We start from the raw sequence: 20,702 nt of genomic DNA, 5'->3' as shown, positions 1-20,702 counted from the left end.
CCCACGATTCTGAAGACGTGGGCACGGCGCTGTCGCGCCTTTGCCCACCCTACGCACATTCATCAGGGAAGCAGGCCGTACTCCGACAAAGCCTGCCTGAAGGTCTCCACGGACGTGTGCTGATGCGCGAACAAGCCCGCCTCTCGCGCGCCGGCGACGTTGGCTGCGAGATCGTCGACGAACAGGACGGTCTGCGGCCTCAAGCCGAGCTCCGAGAGGCAGAGGCGATAGCAGTGCGGGTCCGGCTTGGCGGTCTTGAATTGCGCCGAGGTGTAGATCCGGGCGCCGAACAGCGGGCGCAATTCCGGCAGCAGCGTGTCGATGTGGTCGGCAACCAGCGTGGTATTGTTGGTCAGGACGGCGATATCGACGGTGTTTCGCAGGCTGCCGGCAACGTCCAGCATCGCGCGATCGGCCTGCATCGAACGACGCCGGGCCTCCACCCATTCATCGAGCGAGAGGGGATAGCCGATGCGTTCACCAAAGCCCCGCAAATAGTCGGCGGCCTCGAGCGCGCCGGAATCGCCGAGCAGCTCGAATCCGCTGTCCCAGATCGCGTTGTGAACGGCTTCGCTGCTGGTCCCCGCAAGCTCCGCCAGATAGGCGACGCGCGTCGCCCTGTCGTAGTCGCAGAGGACATTGTCCATGTCGAAGAGGACAAGCTTGATGGCATCAGTCACGGCGACGCTCGCGCATTGGCCGAACATCCGGCCCTGGCGTGAGTCATATCGCGCCGGAACGCGGGCGACAAATCAGGTGCTGGCTAGGGCTGCGATGCGCGCCGCCGCGCCAGTTGATGCAGCACCGTGTCGACGGCCGGCACCGCTCCGGTCTCGCGCAGCCACGTGTCGGCCAATTCCCTCAATTCGCCCGGCGTCAGGCCGAACTTGCGACGGAACGCGCGGATGAAGGTGGAATCGCTGCTGAAGCGCATGTCGACGGCGAGCTCGATCAGACGGCCGTCCTGCGCGGATGGTGATATCAAGCGCCGAAACGCGAGATTGAGCCGCTGCTCCCGCACATAATGCGCAAGCCCGCCCTCGGCCTCGAACATCCGGTAGAGGGTCGCGCGCGAGATCTGGAAGTGGCGGCAGAGCTCTTCGCTGGTGAGCGCATCGGTTTCGAGATTGTTCGCGATGCGGCGCTTGATCATCGTGAGGTAGAGGTGCCGCTCGGCGCGCTCGAGGCCCGCGACGATCTCCGCCGTCCCGCCGGCAGCGGCCGCCACGAGATCGGCGATCGCCTCGACCGTGGCTTCGGCATGGCCGGTCGCGGTGTCCGTGCCGGGCTCGGACGGCAGGGCAAGCGCGGCGTAGTGGCTGGCGAGCAGGCGTGCATGAGGGTGATCCGACGGCAGCAGGGTTGCCGTCGCCGCATCCGGATGGGCGAGCCGCGGCGCCAGCATCGCGCGTTGCAGCACGATCGACATCAGATGGGTGCGGCTGCCCGCGGCGCGCAGCGCGGTCCGGTTTGGCTGCGCCATGTCGATCAGAACGATGTCGCCGGGCCGCAGCGTGACCTCGCGCCGGCCCGAGCTGAACTGCATCTCGCCCTCGACGCAGAGGGTGATCTGAAAAATGATCCATGACGCCGCGGGCGACGTGCGCGGGCGTGCGGTCATAGTCCTGGTCGGTGGCACGCGTGTCGATCAGCAGGGCGTTGCGGGTCATCCTCGTCACCGTAGTGACATGGAAGTCGCCCTCCGCGGTCCGCGGAATGACCTCACAAATGTCGACCGTCATGGCCCGCAACTGCGCGAGCGCCTCCGGACCGCGCCCAGGAATGTCCGCCGCCGTGCTTCCGTTCAACGCAGTCCCGTCCACATCCCCTCGCGATGCGGAAGACCGCATGCAACTGATTTCTCGAGATCGGCGGCAAGCCAATGTCGGGTCTGGATGTAGCCATTCGGAAATCGGTGCGCAAGCGAGGTCGAGATAGATTGTGCGATTGTGTATTTGCAACCATCGAGAGGTTTACTTGGATTTTGTCGCGCTGAGACGCTGGGCACATCGTCCGGTCTGCCGCCCTGTTAGAGATTCTCCCGTCTCTGGAATGCGAGCGCGCCATGCGGGGCTGCGCCGTCGGAATGGGGTTGTCGCGTGGGGTCAATGGGAATTTTGCGCGCTGGTCGTTGGCAACGACGTCCGCGCAGCTGCCGTCGTCGCCGGACAGTGAGAGGTTGCGGCATGTTCGTCATCCTGGCTTTGCCGTATCTCGGCTCGACCTCCGCCAGCCGGGCGCAGATCGACAATTACGGCATCTGGACCGCGATCAACAGCACACCGGGGCAGGTGATCGAGTTCGGCACGCTGAGCAACGCTCCGATCGGGTCCCCGATCGGAACGAGCGCATATCCTCACAGCGCGGTGTTTTCGGCCGATGGCCGCTTCGCCTATGTCGTTGCCATGTCCGGCGCGGTGGAGGTCATCGACGTCGCTGGCCGGACGGTCGTCGCGACCATACCCGTCGCCGGATTGACGGCGGGATTGGCGCTCAGTCCGGATGGCTCGAGCCTCTACGTGACGTCCTCCTCGGCCGGTTCGGTCACGGTGATTTCCACCGCGACCAATCTCGTGGTCGGCTCACCCATCGCGGTGGGAGTAGCCCCTTTCGGCGTCGTCGTTTCGCCGGACGGGACCCGGGCCTATGTCGCCAACCAGGGCTCCGCGAACATTTCGATCATCGACGCCGCGTCGAAAACCGTCATCGGCACGGTCGCGGCGGGAAGCTCCCCCTCCGGCATCACGATGTCTCCGGACGGAAGCCGGATCTACGTGGCCAATCAAAGCAGTGGCAGCGTCTCGGTGATCGATGCGGTATCGCAATCGGTGGTTACGACGGTTTCGGTCTCCGGACTGCCCCTGAGCGTCGCGGCCAGCCCGGACGGGTCGCGGATCTATGTGGCGACGCAGTCCAACCAACTCGTGGTGATCAATGCCGTGACGAACACTGTCACGGCGAGCGTGACCTTGTCCGGCTTCAGCATCGGAGTGACCGTGACGCCCGACGGCAGCCGGGCCTACATCACGACAGGCCATGGCTATTACGTGATGGATACGGCCACCAACACGATCCTCTCCTCCGTCACCATGCCGATCGCGGACAACGGCAATGCCGGGACCGCCTTCATCGGGCCGAACGTCATCGTTGCGGCGGGTGGGGCGGTCGCGGCGGGCAGCGATGCCGCGCTCTCGGCACTGAGCTTCGGGCAATACGTCAACTTCAACGGCGGCGCGCTGCGGTTCACGGGGGCTTTCAGCACCGCGCGGACAATCTCGCTGCTGGCCGGCGGCGGCACGATCGACACCAACGGCTTCAATGCGACGTTATCAGGACAGATCATCAACACGGGAGCCCTGACCAAAATGGGGTTGGGCACGCTGACGCTGTCCGGCGCCAACACCTACAGCGGCGGCACCTTCGTCAACGGCGGCACGCTGGCCCTGAGCGGCGCCGGCACGCTGGGCGACGTCGGCGGGACGACCACGGTCAACAGCGGTGCCACACTCGATCTGGGCGGCACGACGCAGACCCAGGGCGCGGTCGGCCTTAACGGCGGCACGATCCGCAACGGCAACCTGAACGCGCCCATTACCTCCATCGGAGGCGTCCTCAACGGCATCGGCGGGACCGCGAGCCTGACGACCACGGCCGGCTTCACCATGTTGCTCGGCAACAACGGCTACACCGGAGCCACGGCCGTGAATGGCGGTGTGCTCGACGTCGAAGGAACGATCACCGGCACCTCTTCAGTCACCGTGAATGCCGGTGGCGTGCTGATGGGATCGGGCACGATCGATCCGCTGTTGGTGGCGATTGCCGGCGGCGGCACGTTCGCGCCCGGCAACGGCACGCCCGGCAGCGTCACGAGCATCGTCGGCGATCTCGCCCTGCAATCGGGCGCGATCTATCAGGTCCAGGTCAATCCGTCGACGGCGTCCCATGCGAACGTCACGGGCAGCGCGACGCTGGGCGGGGCTACCGTGAGCGCGGTGTTTGCAGCCGGCAGCTATATCGAGAAGAAATACACCATCCTCAGCGCGGGCGGCGGTCTCTCCGGTAGCTTTGCCTCGGCCGTTGCCAGCAGCAATCTCCCGGCGAACTTCAAGACCGATCTCAGCTACGACGCAAACAATGCCTATCTCAACCTGTCGCTCGCCTTCGTGCCGCCGCCGAATTCCGGCCTGAACGGCAATCAGCAGGCGGTGGCGAACGCATTGGTCAATTCCTTCGACGTCAACGGCGGCATTCCGCTGATCTATGGCAGCATGACGGCGGCCGGCTTGACGCAAGCCTCGGGCGAACAAGGCACGGCAGCGCAGCAGACGACGATCAGCGCGATGAGCCAGTTCATGGGCCTGCTCACCGACCCCTTCGCGCAGCGCGAGGGCGGGCCGGATCCTGCGAACGGTGCGGCTGGACTTGCCGAAGATGTTCAGGCAAGCGCCTATGCCGCACGCAAGCGCACCGACGCGTTCGCCATGTTCGGCAAGGCTCCGGCGCAGGGATTTGCGCGGCGTTGGAGCGTGTGGGCTGCCGGCTTCGGCGGATCGCAATCGACCGACGGCCGTGCGACGGATGGTTCGAACGACATGACGAGCCGCATCGCCGGCACGGCGGTCGGCGCGGACTATTGGCTCGCGCCGAACACGAAGCTCGGCTTCGCGCTTGCCGGCGGTGGCACCAGCTTCGGCGTGAACGGTCTCGGCTCCGGTCGCTCCGACCTGTTCCAGGCCGGCGCCTATCTTTACCATGCGAACGGCGCGGCCTACGTCTCCGCCGCGCTGGCCTATGGCTGGCAGAACATCACCACCGATCGCACCGTGACGGTCGCTGGCACAGACCGCCTGCGCGCCGCATTCGACGCCAACGCGTATTCCGGTCGTCTCGAAGGCGGCTACCGCCTGGTCGGGGCATGGATCGGCGGGATCGGCCTCACGCCTTATGGGGCGATGCAGTTCACGACGCTCGACCTGCCAGCCTATGCCGAACACGTCGTCTCCGGCTCATCGGCATTCGCCTTGAACTACGCCGCGAAGAGCGTGACCGACAGCCGCAGCGAGCTCGGCCTGCGTACCGACAAGTCGTTCGCCACGCTGGCCGGCGTGTTGGCACTGCGCGGCCGTGTCGCCTGGGCGCATGATTTCAATCCCGATCGTGCGGCCGCCGCAACCTTTCAGGCTTTGCCGGTCGCAAGCTTCGTCGTCAACGGCGCAGCGCAGGCCCGCGACGCCGCGCTCACGACGGCATCGGTCGAGATGAAATGGCTGAACGGCTGGTCGGGGGCGGCCACGTTCGAAGGCGAGTTCTCCAGCGTCACCCGCAGCTACGCCGGCAAGGGCAGCGTTCGCTACAATTGGTGAGCGGTGGGTCCCGTCACGCGGTCTTCGCGGGCCAGGGCACGACCTGTCCGGACATCACCAGCCGATCGCGGCCGCTGTCTTTCGCGGCATAGAGCGCACGGTCAGCCGCAGCGACCAGCGTGCTGAAGTCCGTGGAGGTCAGGGACGGAACCCCGGTTGCGGCGCCGACGCTGACCGTGACCAGCCGGGAGGGCGGATTTTGCGCATGCAGCATGGCAAGATCGTGCAGCGCCTGGCGGACCGCTTCTGCGACCTCCACGCAGCCATCCGAGCCGGTGTTCGGCAACAACACGGCGAATTCCTCGCCGCCGTAGCGCGCCGCGAGGTCGGCGGGGCGCCTGGCCTGGGCGGACAGGATCCGGCCCAGCGCGCGCAGGCACCCGTCGCCCGCCAGATGCCCGTAATGGTCGTTGAATTTCTTGAAATGATCGACGTCGATCAGCAGGAGCGAAAGCTGCGTGCCGTCGCGCCGGGCGCGCGCCCATTCCTCAGTGAGGCGTTCGTCGAATGCGCGCCGGTTGGCAAGGCCGGTGAGGCCGTCCGTCCTCGCAAGCGAAGCGAGCTTGTCCTGAAGATCCTTCTGCTCGGTTATGTCGCGCACGACCGCGACGACGCCGTCGATCGCGCCGCTGTCCGATGCCACCGTCACGTGCAGCGCCGCCTCCGCCCAGATCTCCCCTTTTTCGCGATGATGCTGGCGATAGACGAACCGCGCTTCCTCGGCCTCGCCGTTCTTCAGTGCCGTGATGGCCTGCTCGACCCGTTCCATGTCGTCGGCGTGAATGCCGGCCAGGGCCGACGAGTTCAGCAGTTCCTCGGCGGTCCAGCCGGTGATGCGCACGCATGACGGAGAGACGTAGAGCAGCCGGTTATCCAGCCCGATCCGGGTCACCATGTCGCTGGATTGCTCGGCCAGCAGGCGGAAATTGGCCTCCTTGGCGACCAGGGCCTGCGCCATGCGCTGCCGCTGCCAAAGCTGACGGACCAGGTAGGAGCCGATCACCGCGATCAGCAGGACGAGGCCGACGACGAAGGTGAAGCGCGTGGCGGCGGCGCGTCGCCAGGGAGCCAGCACGTCGTCCCGGGACTTGCTCGCCAGCACCATCAGGGGATAGCGGCTGCTGCGCTGGTAGTAGCTCAGGCGCTGCACGCCATCGAGCGGCGACTTGAAATAATAGACCGCTTCGGCGGGGCGGCTTTGCCAGCTTTTGAACAAGGGCGCATTGGACAGGTCGCGTCCAACGAAGGCGCCGCTCTCGTCTCGGCTGCGTGCCAGCATGATGCCGCCATTGTTGAGCAGCGATACCGAGCCGTTCGGCCCGACGTCGAACCGCTCGTAGAATTTGACGAAATAGCTGACGTCGATGGTGAGCAGGGCAACGCCGGCGAAGCCGCCGTCGTGATCGTTGATCCGACGGGACGCCGTGATGATCCACTGGCCCCCGGAGCGGCTCTTGACGGGCGGTCCGATCAGCGTGCCCGTTTCCGGGGAGGCGCGATGGCGCTGGAAATACTCCCGGTCGCTGTTGTTGAGCTTGGAGAAGTCGAGGCGCTCGGTCGTGGCAAGCCACCGGCCCGTCGCGTCATAGACGAAGATGCCGCGAATGCGATCCGATGATTTGCGTGTCGGCAGATAGGCCTGGAGCTTTGTGATGGTGTCGGGGCCGGTTCCGTCGAGTTCGAGCCGGTGGACCAGCCCGACCAGGAGCGTATCGGCAAGCTCGAACGTATCGTCCGCGTGCTGGATCAGTGAATGTGCGAGGTTGGCGACGTCGATCTCGGCGTTCCTGAGGTCGACATTGCGAGCTTCCCATTCGCGCCAGGCGCTCAAGCCGAGGATCGTCACGCAAATCAGCGCAACAAAGCCCGCCGCCCAGAGCGGAAGACGCGCCTTGCCGAGTTCGCGGCTGGTGACCATCGGGCTTGCTCCAAATTGGGGCAAACCTCTCACTTTCGCCTTAACGGCCTATTGCAAAATCCGCGATGATTGTGCGGGGTCCGTAATCAACCGGAAGGATTGCCGATGTCGCCAGGGCTCGTCGGCGGAGCCACGCTACCGCAGTGCGACAGTTCCGTCTGCTGCCCGCCGCGTCATCCCTCAAGCGTGAAACCGACGCGCAGCGTCACCTGATAATGGCGCACGGCGCCGTTCTCGATGTGGCCGCGCGTCTGCACCACCTCGAACCATTTCATCTCGCGGATGGTCTTGGAGGCGCGGCTGATCGCGTTCTTGATCGCGTCCTCGATCGAGGTTTCGGACGATCCGACGAGGTCCAGGATCTTGTAGACATGATCACTCTCGGTTGCGGCCATGGGTCTTCCCTTGTGTCATCTTGCAGCGGACAAACGCGCTCGATGGAACGTGCATGCGAGCGCATGGCGTTGACTCTGAACGGGCGTGGACGCTTCGGGTTCCCAGCGCCCGATGGCCCCGGAGCGGAGGCGAGAAATGGTTTTCAAATCGCCCGCCGGCGCTGGATGCCGCGGTTGCCCCCGCGAAGACGGATAAGCTAACCTCTGCGCATGTCGTGGCAGCTTCGAGTGCGGTGATGATCGACCGTTGGACGAGGGGCACTCTGGTTACGATCGGCCTCGGCGTGCTGACCGCGCCTTGTATGGCGCAGGATGAGCTCGATGGCGCGCCGGCGAGCATGTCGCTGCAAGTCACGACCGATCCTTCCACCATCGCGTGTCGCCGGCTCGATACGGTCAATCCGGCTTCGCTGGTGTTCCTGCCGCTGCGCCGGACTTTCAGCGAGGATTTCGACGAGCATCCGCTGTCGACGGGACGTTGGGTCCCGCATTATGCCGGCGGCGCGGCGTGGCCGGAGGCGCGATATTGGGGCGGCGACGGCTCCGACTTCAAGCGCAAGACCAGCGCCAATGGCGAGCAGCAGATCTACGTCGACCCGCGCTATGCGGGCCGCGCGGCCGCGCCGCTCGGGCTCGATCCGTTCAGGGTGAAGGATGGCGTGCTATCGATCATCGCCAGCCGCACCCCGCCGGAATTGAAGCCGGTGCTGTTCAACAACGAGTACATCTCGGGCATCCTGACGACCCAGGGCACATTCGCCCAGAAGCACGGCTATTTCGAAATTCGCGCCAAGGTGCCGGTCGGCCACGCAGTGTGGCCGGCGTTCTGGATGCTGGCGGACGACGGCGGCTGGCCGCCGGAGGTCGACGTGCTGGAAGGCCGCGGCGAACGGCCGGGAGATCTGGTGATGACGACGCATTGGCGGATCCCCTCGACCCAGAAGATCCAATCCTGCGGCTTCGATTTCGCGGTCGGCGACGCCTCGAGCGTATTCCACAATTACGGTGTGCTGTGGCAGGAGGATCGGTTGGTCTATTTCATCGACCGCAGGCCGGTCTCCGACATCAAGGTGCCGATCGGCTTCGATGATCCCATGTACATGATCGTCAATCTGGCGATCGGGTCGAAGTTTTTTCCGGGCGTCAGTCAGGTCGATGCGGAATCGCCAGCGAGCGTCGCGTTCGAGATCGACCGGATTTCCGTCTATCAGATCGATCTGGAGCTGGCACGGAGATAGCGATGCCAGCCGATGTCTCGCGGCGCCGTTTTGCCAAGCTCACGGGCCTCGCCGCGCTGGGCGTAGCCGCAGGTGTCCGGGCCGCGGAGAATGAAAAGTCCGCATCGACCGACCGCCACCTGCCGGCGCCGTTTCCGAAGGATTTTTTGTGGGGCACGGCGACCTCGTCCTACCAGATCGAAGGCGCGGTCGATGAGGACGGTCGCGGAAAGTCGATCTGGGATATTTTCAGCCACATCCCCGGCAACATCGAGGACGGCTCGACCGGCGACCGCGCCAACGAGCACTATCACCGCTACAAGGAGGACGTCGCGCTGATCAAGGCGCTCGGCGTCAGGGCCTACCGTTTCTCGATCGCATGGCCGCGCGTGTTTCCGGAAGGCTTTGGCCAGCCCAACCCCAAGGGGCTCGATTTCTACGACCGTCTCGTCGACGAGCTGCTCGCGAACGGCATCGAACCATATGCCACGCTCTATCATTGGGACCTGCCGCAGGCGCTCCAGGACCGCGTCGGCGGCTGGTCGTCGAGCGACACCTCGAAGGCTTTTGCCGATTACGCTGCGCATGTCGCCGCGCGTCTGACCGATCGGGTGAAGAATATCTTCACCGTGAACGAGGTCGGGCGTTTCGTGAATTTCGGCTATGGCTGGGGCATCGATGCGCCCGGTCTCAAGCTGCCGACCGCGCAGCTCAATCAGGCGCGCCATCACGTCGCCTTGGCGCACGGGCTTGCCGTGCAGGCGATCCGCGCCTCCGGCCGCGCCGGCACCCGCGTCGGCCCGGCCGAGAACATCGCCGCCTGCGTGCCGGCGATCGCGACGCTGGAAAACATCCACGCCGCCGAGATCGCGACGCGCGAGCTCAACGCCGGCTTCCTCGGCGTGGTGCTGGAGGGCAAATACACCGAGGGCTTTTTGGCCTATGCCGGCGCGGATGCGCCGAAATTCACCGCCGAGCAACTGAAGATCATCGGCACGCCGAACGATTTCGTCGGCCTCAACATTTACGCGCCGCAGTATTACGTCACGGCTTCCGACCGCGCGCCCGGCTTCCACGTGCTGCCGTTCCCCACCTCGTTCCCGCACATGAATTCGGAATGGCTGCGGATCGGCCCCGAAGTGATCTACTGGGCGCCGCGCCTTGCGGCAAAGATCTGGAACATCGAGAATATCTATATCAGCGAGAACGGCACCTCGTGCGAGGACAAGATCGCTGCCGACGGCCAGGTCTACGACCTCGACCGCATCATGTTCCTGCGCAACTATCTGTCCCAGATGCAGCGCGCGACCGCCGAGGGCGTGCCGATCCGCGGCTACTTCCTCTGGAGCCTGATGGACAATTTCGAGTGGATCTTCGGCTACGGCAAGCGCTTCGGCCTCTACCGGGTCGATTTCGAGACCCAGGCAAGGCTGCCGAAGCTGAGCGCGGCGTTCTATCGCGACGTGGTGGCACGGAATGCAATCGGGGCGTGAGACCACACCCTACGGATCCAGCTCCGTATCCCAGTACAGATAGTCGAGCCAACTATCGTGCAGATAGTTCGGCGGGAACAGGCGGCCGTTGCGGTGAAGCTGGTGCACGGTCGGGGCGAAGGCGTGCTGGCGCGGAAACATTTTTGCCTGCACCGGCGTGAGATTGCCTTTGCGCAGGTTACACGGCGAGCATGCCGCGACCACGTTCTCCCAGGTGGTCTGGCCGCCTTTGCTGCGCGGGATGATGTGATCGAAGGTCAAGTCTTCGGGCGAGCCGCAATACTGGCAGGCGAAACGGTCGCGCAGGAAAACGTTGAACCGGGTGAAGGCCGGATGGGTGGTCGGCTTGACGAAGGATTTGAGCGAGACGACGCTCGGCAGCTGCATTTGCAGCGTGGGGCTATGAACCGCCTGATCGTAATGTGCGACGATGTTGACGCGATCGAGGAACACCGCCTTGATCGCGTCCTGCCACGACCAAAGAGACAGCGGGTAGTAACTCAGCGGCCGGAAGTCCGCATTCAGCACCAACACCGGCCAACTGCCTTGCGAGACATGTGCGTTCAAGTAACGCTCCCGGCCTCCAATATACGCTGCGAAGCAGCATGTACTGACATACTACATGCAGCGTGACGGGATTGTGAAGCCCGTTGAGCGACTTATTCAGGTGCAAGCAATGCGGCGCCGGGGTGGCGAAAGTGCTCAAAAAGCCGCGTTTTGGAGGAGGTACGCGGCTGGCTAGGAACCGCCGTGACCAGCGGCTGGTGGTCTGCTGCGGAAGCTACTCCCGTACCCGCTCCAGCTTCTGCAAGCACCGCGTCGCGCGCACCGCCGCCGGCATCTCCTCGTCGGGAAAGCTGGTGTCCCAGTTGGTCACGCCGACCTCGCCGACATAGATGTCGCCCCTGGAATCCAGCGCGATGCCGTGGGGCGCCAGGAACTTTCCGCTCGCAACACCCGGCCCTTCCTCGCCGCCGAGGCGCGCGATGCGCTTGCCCTTGGCGTCCACGATCGACAGCCGCGGGCCGAGATTGGGCACATTGCGGTTGATGGCGAGGCCCGGGCCGAGCTCGCCGATCACGAAGGTCGGGCTCTTGGCCCCTCCGCAGCAGCACAGCGCGCAGGGGCGGTGAAGGTTGTTCCACTGCGTCTCGTATTTGCCCTCGCCATCGAACACCTGCACCCGGTGGTTCTCGCGGTCGGCGACATAGACCCAGCCGTCGGCGTCGGTGGCAATATTGTGCACGATGTTGAACTGGCCGGGATCTGTGCCCGGCTCGCCCCAGCTCTTGAGCAGCTTGCCGTCCGGCGTGAACTTGTGCATCCCTATTGGACCGGCCGCGGTCCGGGCGGCGCTTAAACCTTCACCGGCCGGCGTCCCGCGCGCGAGTGGAGGGCCAGGCCATATTCCGCCCGAGCAGGGCTGCATGCCTGCCTCGCTCGGGTCGGCAGCTTTTTGCGGGCAAGGAAACCGTATAGCGTTCGATTCAGAGGAAACGCCGCGAAAGACGGCCAAGAGGTCGCGCATGCTCGACAAGATCAAGGATCTATCCGCCTGCGCCCAGGCCTGGCTCGATGAATTCGAGCGCGCGCTGGGCAGGCCCGATCCCGCCACGCTGGACCGCCTCTTCCTCGCCGACAGCTTTTGGCGCGACGTGCTGGCGCTGAGCTGGAACCTGCAAACGATCGCCGGCCGCGAGACGATTGCGCTAGCGCTGACCGCGCTCGCGCCCCAGGCGGCACCGACCAGCTTCAAGATCGCGCCGAACCGCGCGCCGCCGCGCTGGGTGACACGCGCCGGTACCAATACCATCGAAGCGATCTTCAATTTCGAAACGGCGTTCGGGCGTGGCAGCGGCATCATCAGGCTCATTCCCGATGGCGCTGACGGCGACCGCCTGAAGGCCTGGACATTGCTCACCGCGCTCGACGAGCTCAAGGGATTCGAGGAGCAACTCGGCACGTCGAGGCCGCGCGGCCAGGCCTATTCGCGCGATTTCCGCGGGCCTAACTGGCTCGATTTGCGCAACGCCTCGCGCGACTACGCCGATCGCGATCCGGCCGTGCTGGTGGTCGGCGGCGGCCAGGCCGGGCTCGCGATCGCAGCACGGCTGAAGCAGCTCAAGGTCGACGCGCTGATCGTCGATCGCGAGACGAGGATCGGCGACAATTGGCGCAAGCGTTATCATGCGCTCACCCTGCACAACCAGGTGCAGGTCAATCACCTGCCCTACATGCCGTTCCCGCCGAACTGGCCGACCTATATCCCCAAGGACAAGCTCGCCAACTGGTTCGAGGCCTACGTCGATGCCATGGAGCTGAACTTCTGGACCGGCACCGAATTCGCAGGCGGCGCCTATGACGAGGCGAAGGGACGCTGGACGGTCACACTGTGCCGTACCGACGGCAGCAAGCGGACCATGCATCCGCGTCATGTCATCATGGCAACCGGCGTCAGCGGCATCGCCAATATTCCGGCCATTCCGACGCTCGACAATTTCAAGGGAACGCTGCTGCATTCCAGCCGCTACGAGGATGGCGAGAGCTGGACCGGCAAGCGCGCGATCGTCATCGGCACCGGCAACAGCGGCCACGACATCGCGCAGGACCTTCATTCCAGCGGCGCCGAGGTGACGCTGGTGCAGCGTTCGCCGACGCTGGTCACCAATATCGAGCCGTCGGCGCAGCTCGCTTATGCGACCTACAACGAAGGCACGCTCGAGGACAATGATTTGATCGCGGCCTCGATGCCGACGCCGCTGGCGAAGAAGACGCACGTGATGCTGACCGAGCAATCGAAGCAGCTCGACAAGGAGCTGCTGGACGGCCTCTCCCACGTCGGCTTCAAGCTCGACTTCGGCGAGGCCGGCACCGGCTGGCAGTTCAAATACCTCACCCGCGGCGGCGGCTATTATTTCAACGTCGGCTGCTCCAACCTGGTCGTCGAGGGCGCGATCAAGCTCAGGCAGTTCTCCGACATCGAGGGTTTCGTCGAGGAGGGCGCACGGATGAAGGACGGCACGCTCCTTCCCGCCGATCTCATCGTGCTCTCGACCGGCTACAAGCCGCAGGAATATCTGGTGCGAAAACTGTTCGGCGAGGCCATCGCCGACCGCGTCGGGCCGATCTGGGGCTTTGGCGATGGTCTTGAGCTGCGCAACATGTACGCGCGCACCAGGCAGCCCGGGCTCTGGTTCATCGCCGGCAGCCTCGCCCAATGCCGGATCAACTCGAAATATCTCGCGCTGCAGATCAAGGCGATCGAGAAAGGGATTTTGGGGCGAATATAGCCGTCATTCCGGGGCGCGCGTAGCGCGAGCCCGGAATGACAAGAGGAGAGATCAATGCCAGCCATTCTCGGCAGCGGCGAGCACCGCTACCGCGTCGTCGACAATTTCGCGAAACTGCCCGACGGCTGGCAGCTCACCGACGTCGCCTCCGTCGCGGTCGACAGCAAGGATCGTGTCTACGTCTTCAACCGCGGCGCTCACCCGATGGTGGTGCTCGACCGCGAGGGCAATTTCCTGCGCAGTTGGGGCGAAGGGCTGTTCTCGCGAGCACACGGGCTGCATATCGACGCCGACGACAATCTCTACTGCACCGATGACGGCGACCATACCGTGCGCAAATGCACCACGGACGGCAAGGTGCTGCTGACGATCGGCATCCCCGAGAAACCGGCGCCGTTCATGAGCGGCGAGCCCTTCCACCGCTGCACCCACACCGCGCTGTCGCCGAAGGGCGAGATCTACGTCTCCGACGGCTATGGCAATGCGCGCGTCGCGCAGCTTGCGTTTGAAGATCTTTCCGGTCGCCTCCCGGGGCAGCGCATCCAGGAACCGGATCTCCTTCGGCACCTTGAAGTTCGCCAGCCGCTCGCGCAGAAAGGCCTGCACTGCGGCAGCGGAGAGCTGCTCGCCGGTGTCGGGCTCGATGCAGGCACAGAGCCGCTCGCCATATTCCGGGTCGGGAATGCCGAACACGGCGCAATCGCGTACGCCGGGCATGCCGATCAGCGCGTTCTCGATCTCGGCGGGATAGATGTTGACGCCACCCGATATCACCATGTCGCGCTTGCGGTCGCACAGGAACAGATAGCCGTCCTCGTCGAGATAGCCGACGTCGCCGACGCTGACGAGGCCGTCGCGCCCGGCCTCGGCGCGCGCCTGCGCCTTGCCGTGATAATCGAAATCGGGCACCGCTGTCTGACGCATGTAGATTTCGCCGACCTCGTTGGCCTTGCACGGGCTGCCGTCGTCGCGGAATATCCTGACGATGCCGCCTTCGATGGCGCGGCCGACGGTGCCGGGCTTCTTCAGCGCCTCCTCGGCAGAGTGCCACACCGGGATCCCGGTCTCGGTCGAGCCGAAATACTCGTTGATGACCGGCCCCCACCAATCGATCATCGCCTTCTTCACCTCGGGCGGGCAGGGCGCAGCGCCGTGCACGACGAAGCGCAGCGACGACAGGTCGTAGCGGCGCCTGACGGTCTCGGGCAGCCGCAGCAGCCGCACGAACATGGTGGGGACCATGTGGATGTGCGTCACGCGGTGACGCTCGATCAGCGCCAGCAGCTCCTCCGCATCGAACCGCGGCTGGAGGATGATGGTACAGCTATTGCGAAACGCCATCATGCCGTAGGAATGCGGCGCCGAGTGGTACATCGGCCCGTTGATCAGCACGATTTGGTTGTCCCGTGGCTTGATGCCATAGGCGATGGCGCCGACGCGTTCGGAGGCGGCGGCCTGTTCCGGCTGCATCGGCATGCGCCGCACGCCCTTCGGCATCCCGGTCGTGCCCGACGTGTAGATCATCGCCGCGGCCCGGCGCGGCGGTTCCTGAGCTTCCACTTGGCCGTCGCGCCAGCGGTCCCAATCGGTCAGTCCGGCGGGGATTTGCGTCAGCGCGGCGGGCACGGCGAACGTTGTCGCCAGTTCGGGCGGCGTCTGGACCACAAGAAGACGGACGTCCTCCGGCACGCCGTCACGAATCTGCGGCAGCAGGTCGGCGTGGCAGACCAGGATCTTCGCGCCGCTGTCGGTCAGGATGTAGCGGACCTCCTCGGCCTTGAGATGCCAGTTGATCGGCACCACCGGGCTGCCGAGGGCGGCAGAGGCCGCAACCACCTCGAACAGGGCGAAGTCGTTGCGCAGCATCATCGCAACCGGCGCGGCCTCGGCAAGGCCCAGGGCGCGGAATCCGCTCGCCGCCCGCCTGATGCGTGACTGGATCTCGTCATAGCTGATCCGGCGCTCGCCGCTGATGATCATGGCGTGTCCTTCCCGCGCGAGCCTAGCGATCGTCCAGCACGTCGCCGAAGCCGACCCAGCTCTTGCCGTTGAAGCGGCGGAGCTGAAGCTGCTGGAACGGCAGATAATCGTCGGGACCGGTCGTAACCGATATTCCCGGCAGCAGCAGCGGCAGCTTCACCTCCTTCAGCGAGGCCGCCTGGCGCATGATGTTGTCGCGGCTGACATCATCCTTGCACGCCTTCAGCACCGTCATCAGCAGCGTCGCGTAGTGATAGCCGGCCGCGTAGTTGGAGTTGGAAAGGTCGGCGTTCGGCATGTATTGCTTCATGAAGGCAAAATACTCCCTCACGCCGGGATCGTTGGCCCATTGCGGGTCCATCGTGTCCTTCTGGTTGCTCGACGAGATCAGGCCGACCGCGTTGTCGAGCCCGGCGGGCTCCAGGAACGAAATCGACGAAGCCGAGGTCGGCACGAAGAACAGCTCGGGCTTCCAGCCGATCTCGGCCACGCCCTTGACCATCTGCGAGGTGAACTTTCCGAGCACGACGCCGAACAGCACGTTGGCGCCCGAGGCCTTCAGGGTCGAGAGCTGCGAGCTGATCGTCGGCGCGCTGGTCTCGTAGGTCTGCTCCGCGATGATCATGCTGGCCGCCTTGGCTCCGAGTGCGCGCTTGAAGCCTGCGACATAGTCGCGACCGAAATCGTCGTTCTGCGCCAGGATCGCGATCCTGGCGTCGGGCTTGGTCTGCAGAATGTATTTGGCATAGACCACGCCCTCGGATTCGTAGGCCGCCATCCCCGGCATCGTCCACGGATTCTTCTGCGGCTCGGCCCATTTTGTGGCGCCCGAGAGCACGAACAGCTGCGGCACCTTCTTGGCGTTGAGATAGCGCTGCACGGCGCTGTTGGTGGCGGTGCCGAGCGAGCCGAACATCATCAGCACCTCGTCCTGCTCGACCAGCTTGCGGGTCTGCTCGACCGTCTTCGGCGGCGAATAGGCGTCGTCCAGCGTGATGAACTTGACCTTGCGGCCGCTGATGCCGCCTTCGGCATTGATCTTCTCGAAGAACGCTTCCTGTGTCCGCCCGATCGCGCCGAAGCCGGAGGCCGGGCCGCTATAGGGCAGGGTCTGCCCGATGCGGATCTCGGCGCTGCCCTCGGCGTGGGCGCTGGCGGCGCCGAGCGTCAGCAACGACATGCCGATCAATGCGGCTGCGAGCTTCATGGTGTCCTCCCGTTTTTTCTTGTCAGTCCGAGACGTCAGGCGCTGGCGCGGAGCAGGAAATCCTGGCGGGCCTGATCGAACTCCGCCTTCATCCGGTCGACCAGGTCGGCCACGGGCGGCGCGTCGGTGATCTGGCCGATGCCCTGGCCCGAACCCCAGATGTCGCGCCAGGCCTTTGATTTCGTGTTGCCGCCGGAGCCGAAATTCATCTTCGTCTTGTCGGCCACCGGCAGATTGCCCGGATCGAGTCCCGCGGCGGCGATGGAGGGGCCGAGATAGTTGCCGTGCACGCCGGTGAACAGGTTGGTGTAGACGATGTCGTGCGCGGCATGCTGCGTCAGCGCGGCCTTGTAGGCTTCGTCGGCGTTGGCTTCCCTGGTCGCGATGAAGCGCGTGCCGATATAGGCGAGGTCGGCGCCCAGCGTCAGCGCGGAGGCAATGCCGAAGCCGTCGCTGATCGCGCCTGACAGCAGGATCGTGCCCTTGAACCATTGCTTGACCTCGCGCACCAGCGCGAAGGGCGACAGCGTTCCGGCATGCCCGCCGGCGCCCGCGCAGACCAGGATCAGGCCGTCGACGCCGTGCTCGGCCGCTTTCCGCGCATGCTTGACGTTGATGACGTCGTGGAACACCAGCCCGCCGTAGGAATGCGCGGCCTCGACGATCTCGGCCGGCGGCCGCAGCGAGGTGATGATGATGGGGACGCGATGTTTCACGCAGGTCTCCATGTCTTTCATCAGGCGGTCGTTGGAGGCGTGGCAGATCTGGTTGACCGCGTAGGGCGCGACCTTCCTGCCCGGATTGAGCGATTTGTATTGGCCGAGCTCGTCCTCGATGCGGCTCAGCCATTCGTCGAACTTCGCGACCGGACGGGCATTGAGCGCGGGGAAGGATCCGACGACGCCCGCCTTGCACTGGGCGATCACCAGCTCTGGTCCGGAGACGATGAAGAGCGGCGAGCCCACCACGGGCAGCGCGAGCGAATCCTTCAAGAGAGCGGGCAGCGCCATCATGTCCTCCCTGGAAACGCGGCCCCGCCGGCGGGCGGATGACGAGGCGTTTCCCTGTTGATTGTCGCGCGGGCGATTGCCGCCCGTGTCGCGGGTTTGAACCCACTATAAGGTTGGACGGCGCGCTCCGGTCGTTCAATAATGAACGGATAGCCATTCAGATATGAACGGGGGTGCCGATTGGACTGGGATCTTTGCAAGACCTTCGTCGCGGTCGCCGATACCGGAAGCTTCACCGCCGCCGCCCGCCGGCTGCACACCAGCCATCCGACCGTCAGCCGCAAGATCGCGGCGCTGGAAGCTCAGCTCGGCACCAGGTTGGTGGCGCGCGCCGCCGACGGCCTGGCGCTGACGGCGGATGGACGGACATTGCGCGAGCACGCCGAGGCCATGGCGGCGGCGGCGCTGCGGGCCGAGACCGCGGTTGCGGCCGGAGGACATAAGGCGCGCGGCATCGTCAAGCTTTCGATCGGCGCGACGCTGGCCTCGCATTGGCTGATGCCGCGCCTGCCCGCCTTCCTGCGTGCGCACGATCATGTCCAGCTCGAGATCATCACCCACCCGTTTCCGGCGAGCGTGCGCCGGCGTGAGGCGGACGTGGTGCTGCGGCCTTTCGACAGCGGCGAGGAAAACCTGGTCGGCCGCAAGATCGGCCGCCTTGGCACCGGGTTCTATGCCTCGCGCGATTATGCCGCGGGGTTCCTTGCCTGAACGGCGCGGCGAGTGGAAGGAGCATAGCGTCGTGGGCTTCGCCGACCAGGCGTCCAATGCGCAGCTTGCGCGCTGGAGCGACGCCGTCACCCGGCAGGCCAGGGTGGTGATGCGCTGCTCTTCCCAGGGGGACATGCTGGCGGCGGTTCGCGCCGGGATTGGGATCTCGGCGCTCTCCTGCTTCGTCGCGGAAAGCTATCCCGACCTCGTGCGCGTCGCCCCGCAAAAGCTCGCCAGCGTGGCGGACCTGTGGCTGCTGGCCCATCCCGACCTCGTCGAGCTTCCGGCGGTGCGCGCCGTCGTGGATTTCGTCGCCGAATGCGCCCGGGCCGACCGCGCGAGGCTGCGGGGCTAGGCATGATCCGGAAAAGTGCGCAGCGGTTTCTTTAGCCCGAGCCGGCGAGCACGCCCTCGCGCTTCTTCACCGCGCGATAATAGCTCCACCACAAATGCGCCGCCGCGCCGCGCAGGGGACGCCAGGGCTCGGCGAGCGGCGCCATCTGCTTTTCCGTCGGCCTTGCCTGAAGGCCGAGCCCGACGCGGATAGCCTCCTGCACGGCGAGGTCGCCGGCGGGCCAGGCATCGCCATGGCCGAGGCAGAACAACAGATAGACGTCCGCGGTCCAGGGGCCGATGCCGGGCAGCGCGATCAGCGTGTGATGCGCGGCGTCGGCGTCTTCCTCGGCGAGCACGTCGAGGTTCAGCCGCTGCGCGCCGATCTCGCGCGCGAGATGCTTCAGCGTCTTGATCTTGGCGGCCGACAGGCCGAGCCGCCCCAACCGGTCAGTGCGGGCGCGGCGCACCGCGTCATGGTCGAACGGATCGAAGGCCGCCGACAACCGTCCCCAGATCGCCGCGGCGCTCGCGGTCGAGAGCTGCTGGCCGCAGACGATGTGGGCAAGGCCCGCAAAACCCGGCTCCCGCCGCCGCAGCGCCGGCATGCCTGCGATCTCGAACACGGGTTTGAGACGGGGATCGCGCTTGATCAGCGCTTGGACGGCCTCTTCGAGATCGGATTGGGTTTCGAGATGGATGGTCATGCGATTGGCAAGCTCTCTTCGACGTCATGCGCGGGCTTGACCCGCGCATCCATCTCCTGTCGTAACAGAGTACTTGGAAGATGGATGGCCGGGCTGAGCCCGGCCATGACGAGTTTGATATGATGGCACCACCCGTTTTCCGATTCGCCCCGAGCCCGAACGGCCACCTCCATCTCGGCCACGCCTATTCCGCACTGCTGAATTTCGACCGCGCGCGCGAGACTGGCGGCCGCTTGTTGCTGCGGATCGAGGACATCGATGCAACGCGCTGCCGGCCGGAATTCGAGGCGGCGATCTACGAGGATCTGGCCTGGCTCGGGATCAACTGGGAGACGCCGGTGCGGCGGCAGTCGGAGCATCTCGCTTATTATCGCGCCGCGCTGGACAAGCTGTCGGCGCTTGGGCTCATCTATCCCGCCTTCGAAAGCCGCGCCGAGATCGCAAAGCTCGTCTCCGCGCGCGAGGCGGATGGCCCGTGGCCGCGTGATCCCGACGGCGCGCCGCTTTATCCCGGCGAGTCCAAATCACTGCCTGCCGACGCGCGGGCGCGCCTGATCGCTTCAAGCGCGCCCTACGCGCTGCGGCTCGACATGGCGGCCGCCTGTCGGCGCGTCGCCGGCCTGACCTGGAATGAGCTGGGCGAGGGGCCCGATGGCGAGCACGCCACCGTCCCGGCGCGGCCCGAGGCTTGGGGTGACGTCATCCTGGCGCGCAAGGAGACGCCGACCAGCTACCACCTGTCCGTCGTCGTCGATGACGCGCTCCAGGGCGTCAGCGAGATCGTGCGTGGCCAGGACCTGTTTCACGCCACCGCCGTCCACCGCCTGCTCCAGGTCCTGCTCGGCCTGCCCGACCCCGCCTACCGCCATCACCGGCTGATTGGCGACGGCGAGGGGCGGAAGCTGTCGAAATCGAGCCGCTCGACCGGTCTGCGCGCCTTGCGCGCGGCCGGCATCACGCCTGCCGGCATCCGTCAGCTGGTGGGATTAGATTAAGTTTCTCTGGGGGTTAGCCAAACGCCGCCGTGACTCCGGGGGTTCCGCCGTGCCATGCTTGGCCGACAGCCCGGGGTTCGAAG

General features: G+C 65.5%; 13 protein-coding genes and 4 pseudogenes. 7 read left to right on the top strand and 10 right to left on the bottom strand.

Going from position 1 to position 20,702, the window contains the following annotated elements:
* Positions 1–62 precede the first annotated feature (62 nt).
* Both GGD61_RS07500 and GGD61_RS07495 read right to left on the bottom strand, forming a co-directional pair.
* Positions 63–707 (bottom strand): HAD family phosphatase, encoded by a 645-nt coding sequence (locus tag GGD61_RS07500; RefSeq protein WP_092255722.1) that lies wholly within the window; start codon positions 705–707, stop codon positions 63–65.
* A gap of 56 nt (positions 708–763) precedes the next feature.
* A complete protein-coding gene (locus GGD61_RS07495) occupies positions 764–1,621 on the bottom strand; it encodes a helix-turn-helix domain-containing protein (protein ID WP_246785887.1) in 858 nt (285 codons plus the stop codon).
* A 565-nt stretch (positions 1,622–2,186) separates the two neighbouring features.
* Between GGD61_RS07495 and GGD61_RS07490 the strand changes: the two genes are divergently transcribed.
* Positions 2,187–5,363 carry an autotransporter domain-containing protein gene (locus GGD61_RS07490; protein WP_177237075.1) on the top strand — a complete coding sequence of 1,059 codons (3,177 nt, stop codon included), beginning with the start codon at positions 2,187–2,189 and terminating at the stop codon, positions 5,361–5,363.
* Between the two features lie 13 nt (positions 5,364–5,376).
* Here GGD61_RS07490 and GGD61_RS07485 read toward each other — a convergent pair whose 3' ends face one another.
* Positions 5,377–7,281: a sensor domain-containing diguanylate cyclase gene (locus GGD61_RS07485; RefSeq protein WP_183230468.1), complete on the bottom strand. Its 1,905-nt coding sequence runs from the start codon at positions 7,279–7,281 to the stop codon at positions 5,377–5,379.
* A gap of 173 nt (positions 7,282–7,454) precedes the next feature.
* The gene (locus tag GGD61_RS07480; protein WP_018316283.1) at positions 7,455–7,676 is read right to left on the bottom strand and encodes a dodecin; all 222 of its coding nucleotides are present in this window, start codon (positions 7,674–7,676) and stop codon (positions 7,455–7,457) included.
* Between the two features lie 236 nt (positions 7,677–7,912).
* On the opposite strand from GGD61_RS07480, the gene GGD61_RS07475 reads away from it, so the two are divergent.
* Positions 7,913–8,914 (top strand): family 16 glycosylhydrolase, encoded by a 1,002-nt coding sequence (locus GGD61_RS07475; RefSeq protein WP_092255714.1) that lies wholly within the window; start codon positions 7,913–7,915, stop codon positions 8,912–8,914.
* Positions 8,915–8,916: 2 nt separating this feature from the next.
* Positions 8,917–10,386 (top strand): GH1 family beta-glucosidase, encoded by a 1,470-nt coding sequence (locus GGD61_RS07470; protein WP_092255711.1) that lies wholly within the window; start codon positions 8,917–8,919, stop codon positions 10,384–10,386.
* A gap of 9 nt (positions 10,387–10,395) precedes the next feature.
* Here the strand turns inward: GGD61_RS07470 and GGD61_RS07465 are convergent, their stop codons facing one another.
* Positions 10,396–10,953, bottom strand: coding sequence for an HNH endonuclease (locus tag GGD61_RS07465; RefSeq protein WP_018316280.1), 558 nt, complete (start codon positions 10,951–10,953; stop codon positions 10,396–10,398).
* Between the two features lie 214 nt (positions 10,954–11,167).
* Positions 11,168–11,722, bottom strand: a pseudogene (locus GGD61_RS07460) (hypothetical protein); the annotation flags it as partial.
* A gap of 190 nt (positions 11,723–11,912) precedes the next feature.
* On the opposite strand from GGD61_RS07460, the gene GGD61_RS07455 reads away from it, so the two are divergent.
* On the top strand, positions 11,913–13,676 hold the full coding sequence (locus GGD61_RS07455; RefSeq protein ID WP_143109041.1) for an NAD(P)/FAD-dependent oxidoreductase: 1,764 nt from the start codon (positions 11,913–11,915) through the stop codon (positions 13,674–13,676).
* Between the two features lie 54 nt (positions 13,677–13,730).
* A pseudogene (locus GGD61_RS40395) lies at positions 13,731–14,168 on the top strand (hypothetical protein); the annotation flags it as partial.
* Here the strand turns inward: GGD61_RS40395 and GGD61_RS07450 are convergent.
* The 3 genes and pseudogenes from GGD61_RS07450 to GGD61_RS07440 all read right to left on the bottom strand — a co-directional run.
* Positions 14,166–15,656: pseudogene (locus GGD61_RS07450) on the bottom strand (acyl-CoA synthetase); the annotation flags it as partial. The pseudogenes GGD61_RS40395 and GGD61_RS07450 sit on opposite strands and share 3 nt — an antisense overlap.
* 22 nt (positions 15,657–15,678) lie before the next feature.
* The gene (locus GGD61_RS07445) at positions 15,679–16,863 is read right to left on the bottom strand and encodes an ABC transporter substrate-binding protein (protein ID WP_092255706.1); all 1,185 of its coding nucleotides are present in this window, start codon (positions 16,861–16,863) and stop codon (positions 15,679–15,681) included.
* Between the two features lie 35 nt (positions 16,864–16,898).
* Complete coding sequence (locus GGD61_RS07440) at positions 16,899–17,873, bottom strand: nitronate monooxygenase family protein (RefSeq protein WP_092255969.1); 975 nt, start codon at positions 17,871–17,873, stop codon at positions 16,899–16,901.
* Between the two features lie 180 nt (positions 17,874–18,053).
* Between GGD61_RS07440 and GGD61_RS07435 the strand changes: the two are divergent.
* Positions 18,054–18,939, top strand: a pseudogene (locus tag GGD61_RS07435) (LysR family transcriptional regulator).
* A gap of 31 nt (positions 18,940–18,970) precedes the next feature.
* On the opposite strand, the gene GGD61_RS07430 reads toward GGD61_RS07435, so the two are convergent.
* On the bottom strand, positions 18,971–19,624 hold the full coding sequence (locus tag GGD61_RS07430) for a DNA-3-methyladenine glycosylase (protein WP_092255701.1): 654 nt from the start codon (positions 19,622–19,624) through the stop codon (positions 18,971–18,973).
* A gap of 122 nt (positions 19,625–19,746) precedes the next feature.
* Between GGD61_RS07430 and gluQRS the strand changes: the two genes are divergently transcribed.
* A complete protein-coding gene (gene gluQRS / locus GGD61_RS07425) occupies positions 19,747–20,619 on the top strand; it encodes a tRNA glutamyl-Q(34) synthetase GluQRS (RefSeq protein ID WP_183230516.1) in 873 nt (290 codons plus the stop codon).
* Positions 20,620–20,702: the final 83 nt, after the last annotated feature.

Origin of the sequence: Bradyrhizobium sp. SBR1B, assembly GCF_014198205.1 — a bacterium.
Classification (GTDB): Bacteria; Pseudomonadota; Alphaproteobacteria; order Rhizobiales; family Xanthobacteraceae; genus Bradyrhizobium.
The sequence above is the reverse complement of the archived record's forward strand: the minus strand, read 5'-3'. Positions and strand labels throughout refer to the sequence as shown.

What these genes read in the sequence shown, in the direction of transcription:
- GGD61_RS07500 (WP_092255722.1), bottom strand. Translation starts at nt 707, where the DNA reads ATGTTCGGCCAATGCGCGAGCGTCGCCGTGACTGATGCCATCAAGCTT.
- GGD61_RS07495 (WP_246785887.1), bottom strand. Translation starts at nt 1,621, where the DNA reads ATGACCGCACGCCCGCGCACGTCGCCCGCGGCGTCATGGATCATTTTT.
- GGD61_RS07490 (WP_177237075.1), top strand. Translation starts at nt 2,187, where the DNA reads ATGTTCGTCATCCTGGCTTTGCCGTATCTCGGCTCGACCTCCGCCAGC.
- GGD61_RS07485 (WP_183230468.1), bottom strand. Translation starts at nt 7,281, where the DNA reads ATGGTCACCAGCCGCGAACTCGGCAAGGCGCGTCTTCCGCTCTGGGCG.
- GGD61_RS07480 (WP_018316283.1), bottom strand. Translation starts at nt 7,676, where the DNA reads ATGGCCGCAACCGAGAGTGATCATGTCTACAAGATCCTGGACCTCGTC.
- GGD61_RS07475 (WP_092255714.1), top strand. Translation starts at nt 7,913, where the DNA reads ATGATCGACCGTTGGACGAGGGGCACTCTGGTTACGATCGGCCTCGGC.
- GGD61_RS07470 (WP_092255711.1), top strand. Translation starts at nt 8,917, where the DNA reads ATGCCAGCCGATGTCTCGCGGCGCCGTTTTGCCAAGCTCACGGGCCTC.
- GGD61_RS07455 (WP_143109041.1), top strand. Translation starts at nt 11,913, where the DNA reads ATGCTCGACAAGATCAAGGATCTATCCGCCTGCGCCCAGGCCTGGCTC.
- GGD61_RS07445 (WP_092255706.1), bottom strand. Translation starts at nt 16,863, where the DNA reads ATGAAGCTCGCAGCCGCATTGATCGGCATGTCGTTGCTGACGCTCGGC.
- GGD61_RS07440 (WP_092255969.1), bottom strand. Translation starts at nt 17,873, where the DNA reads ATGGCGCTGCCCGCTCTCTTGAAGGATTCGCTCGCGCTGCCCGTGGTG.
- GGD61_RS07430 (WP_092255701.1), bottom strand. Translation starts at nt 19,624, where the DNA reads ATGACCATCCATCTCGAAACCCAATCCGATCTCGAAGAGGCCGTCCAA.
- gluQRS (WP_183230516.1), top strand. Translation starts at nt 19,747, where the DNA reads ATGGCACCACCCGTTTTCCGATTCGCCCCGAGCCCGAACGGCCACCTC.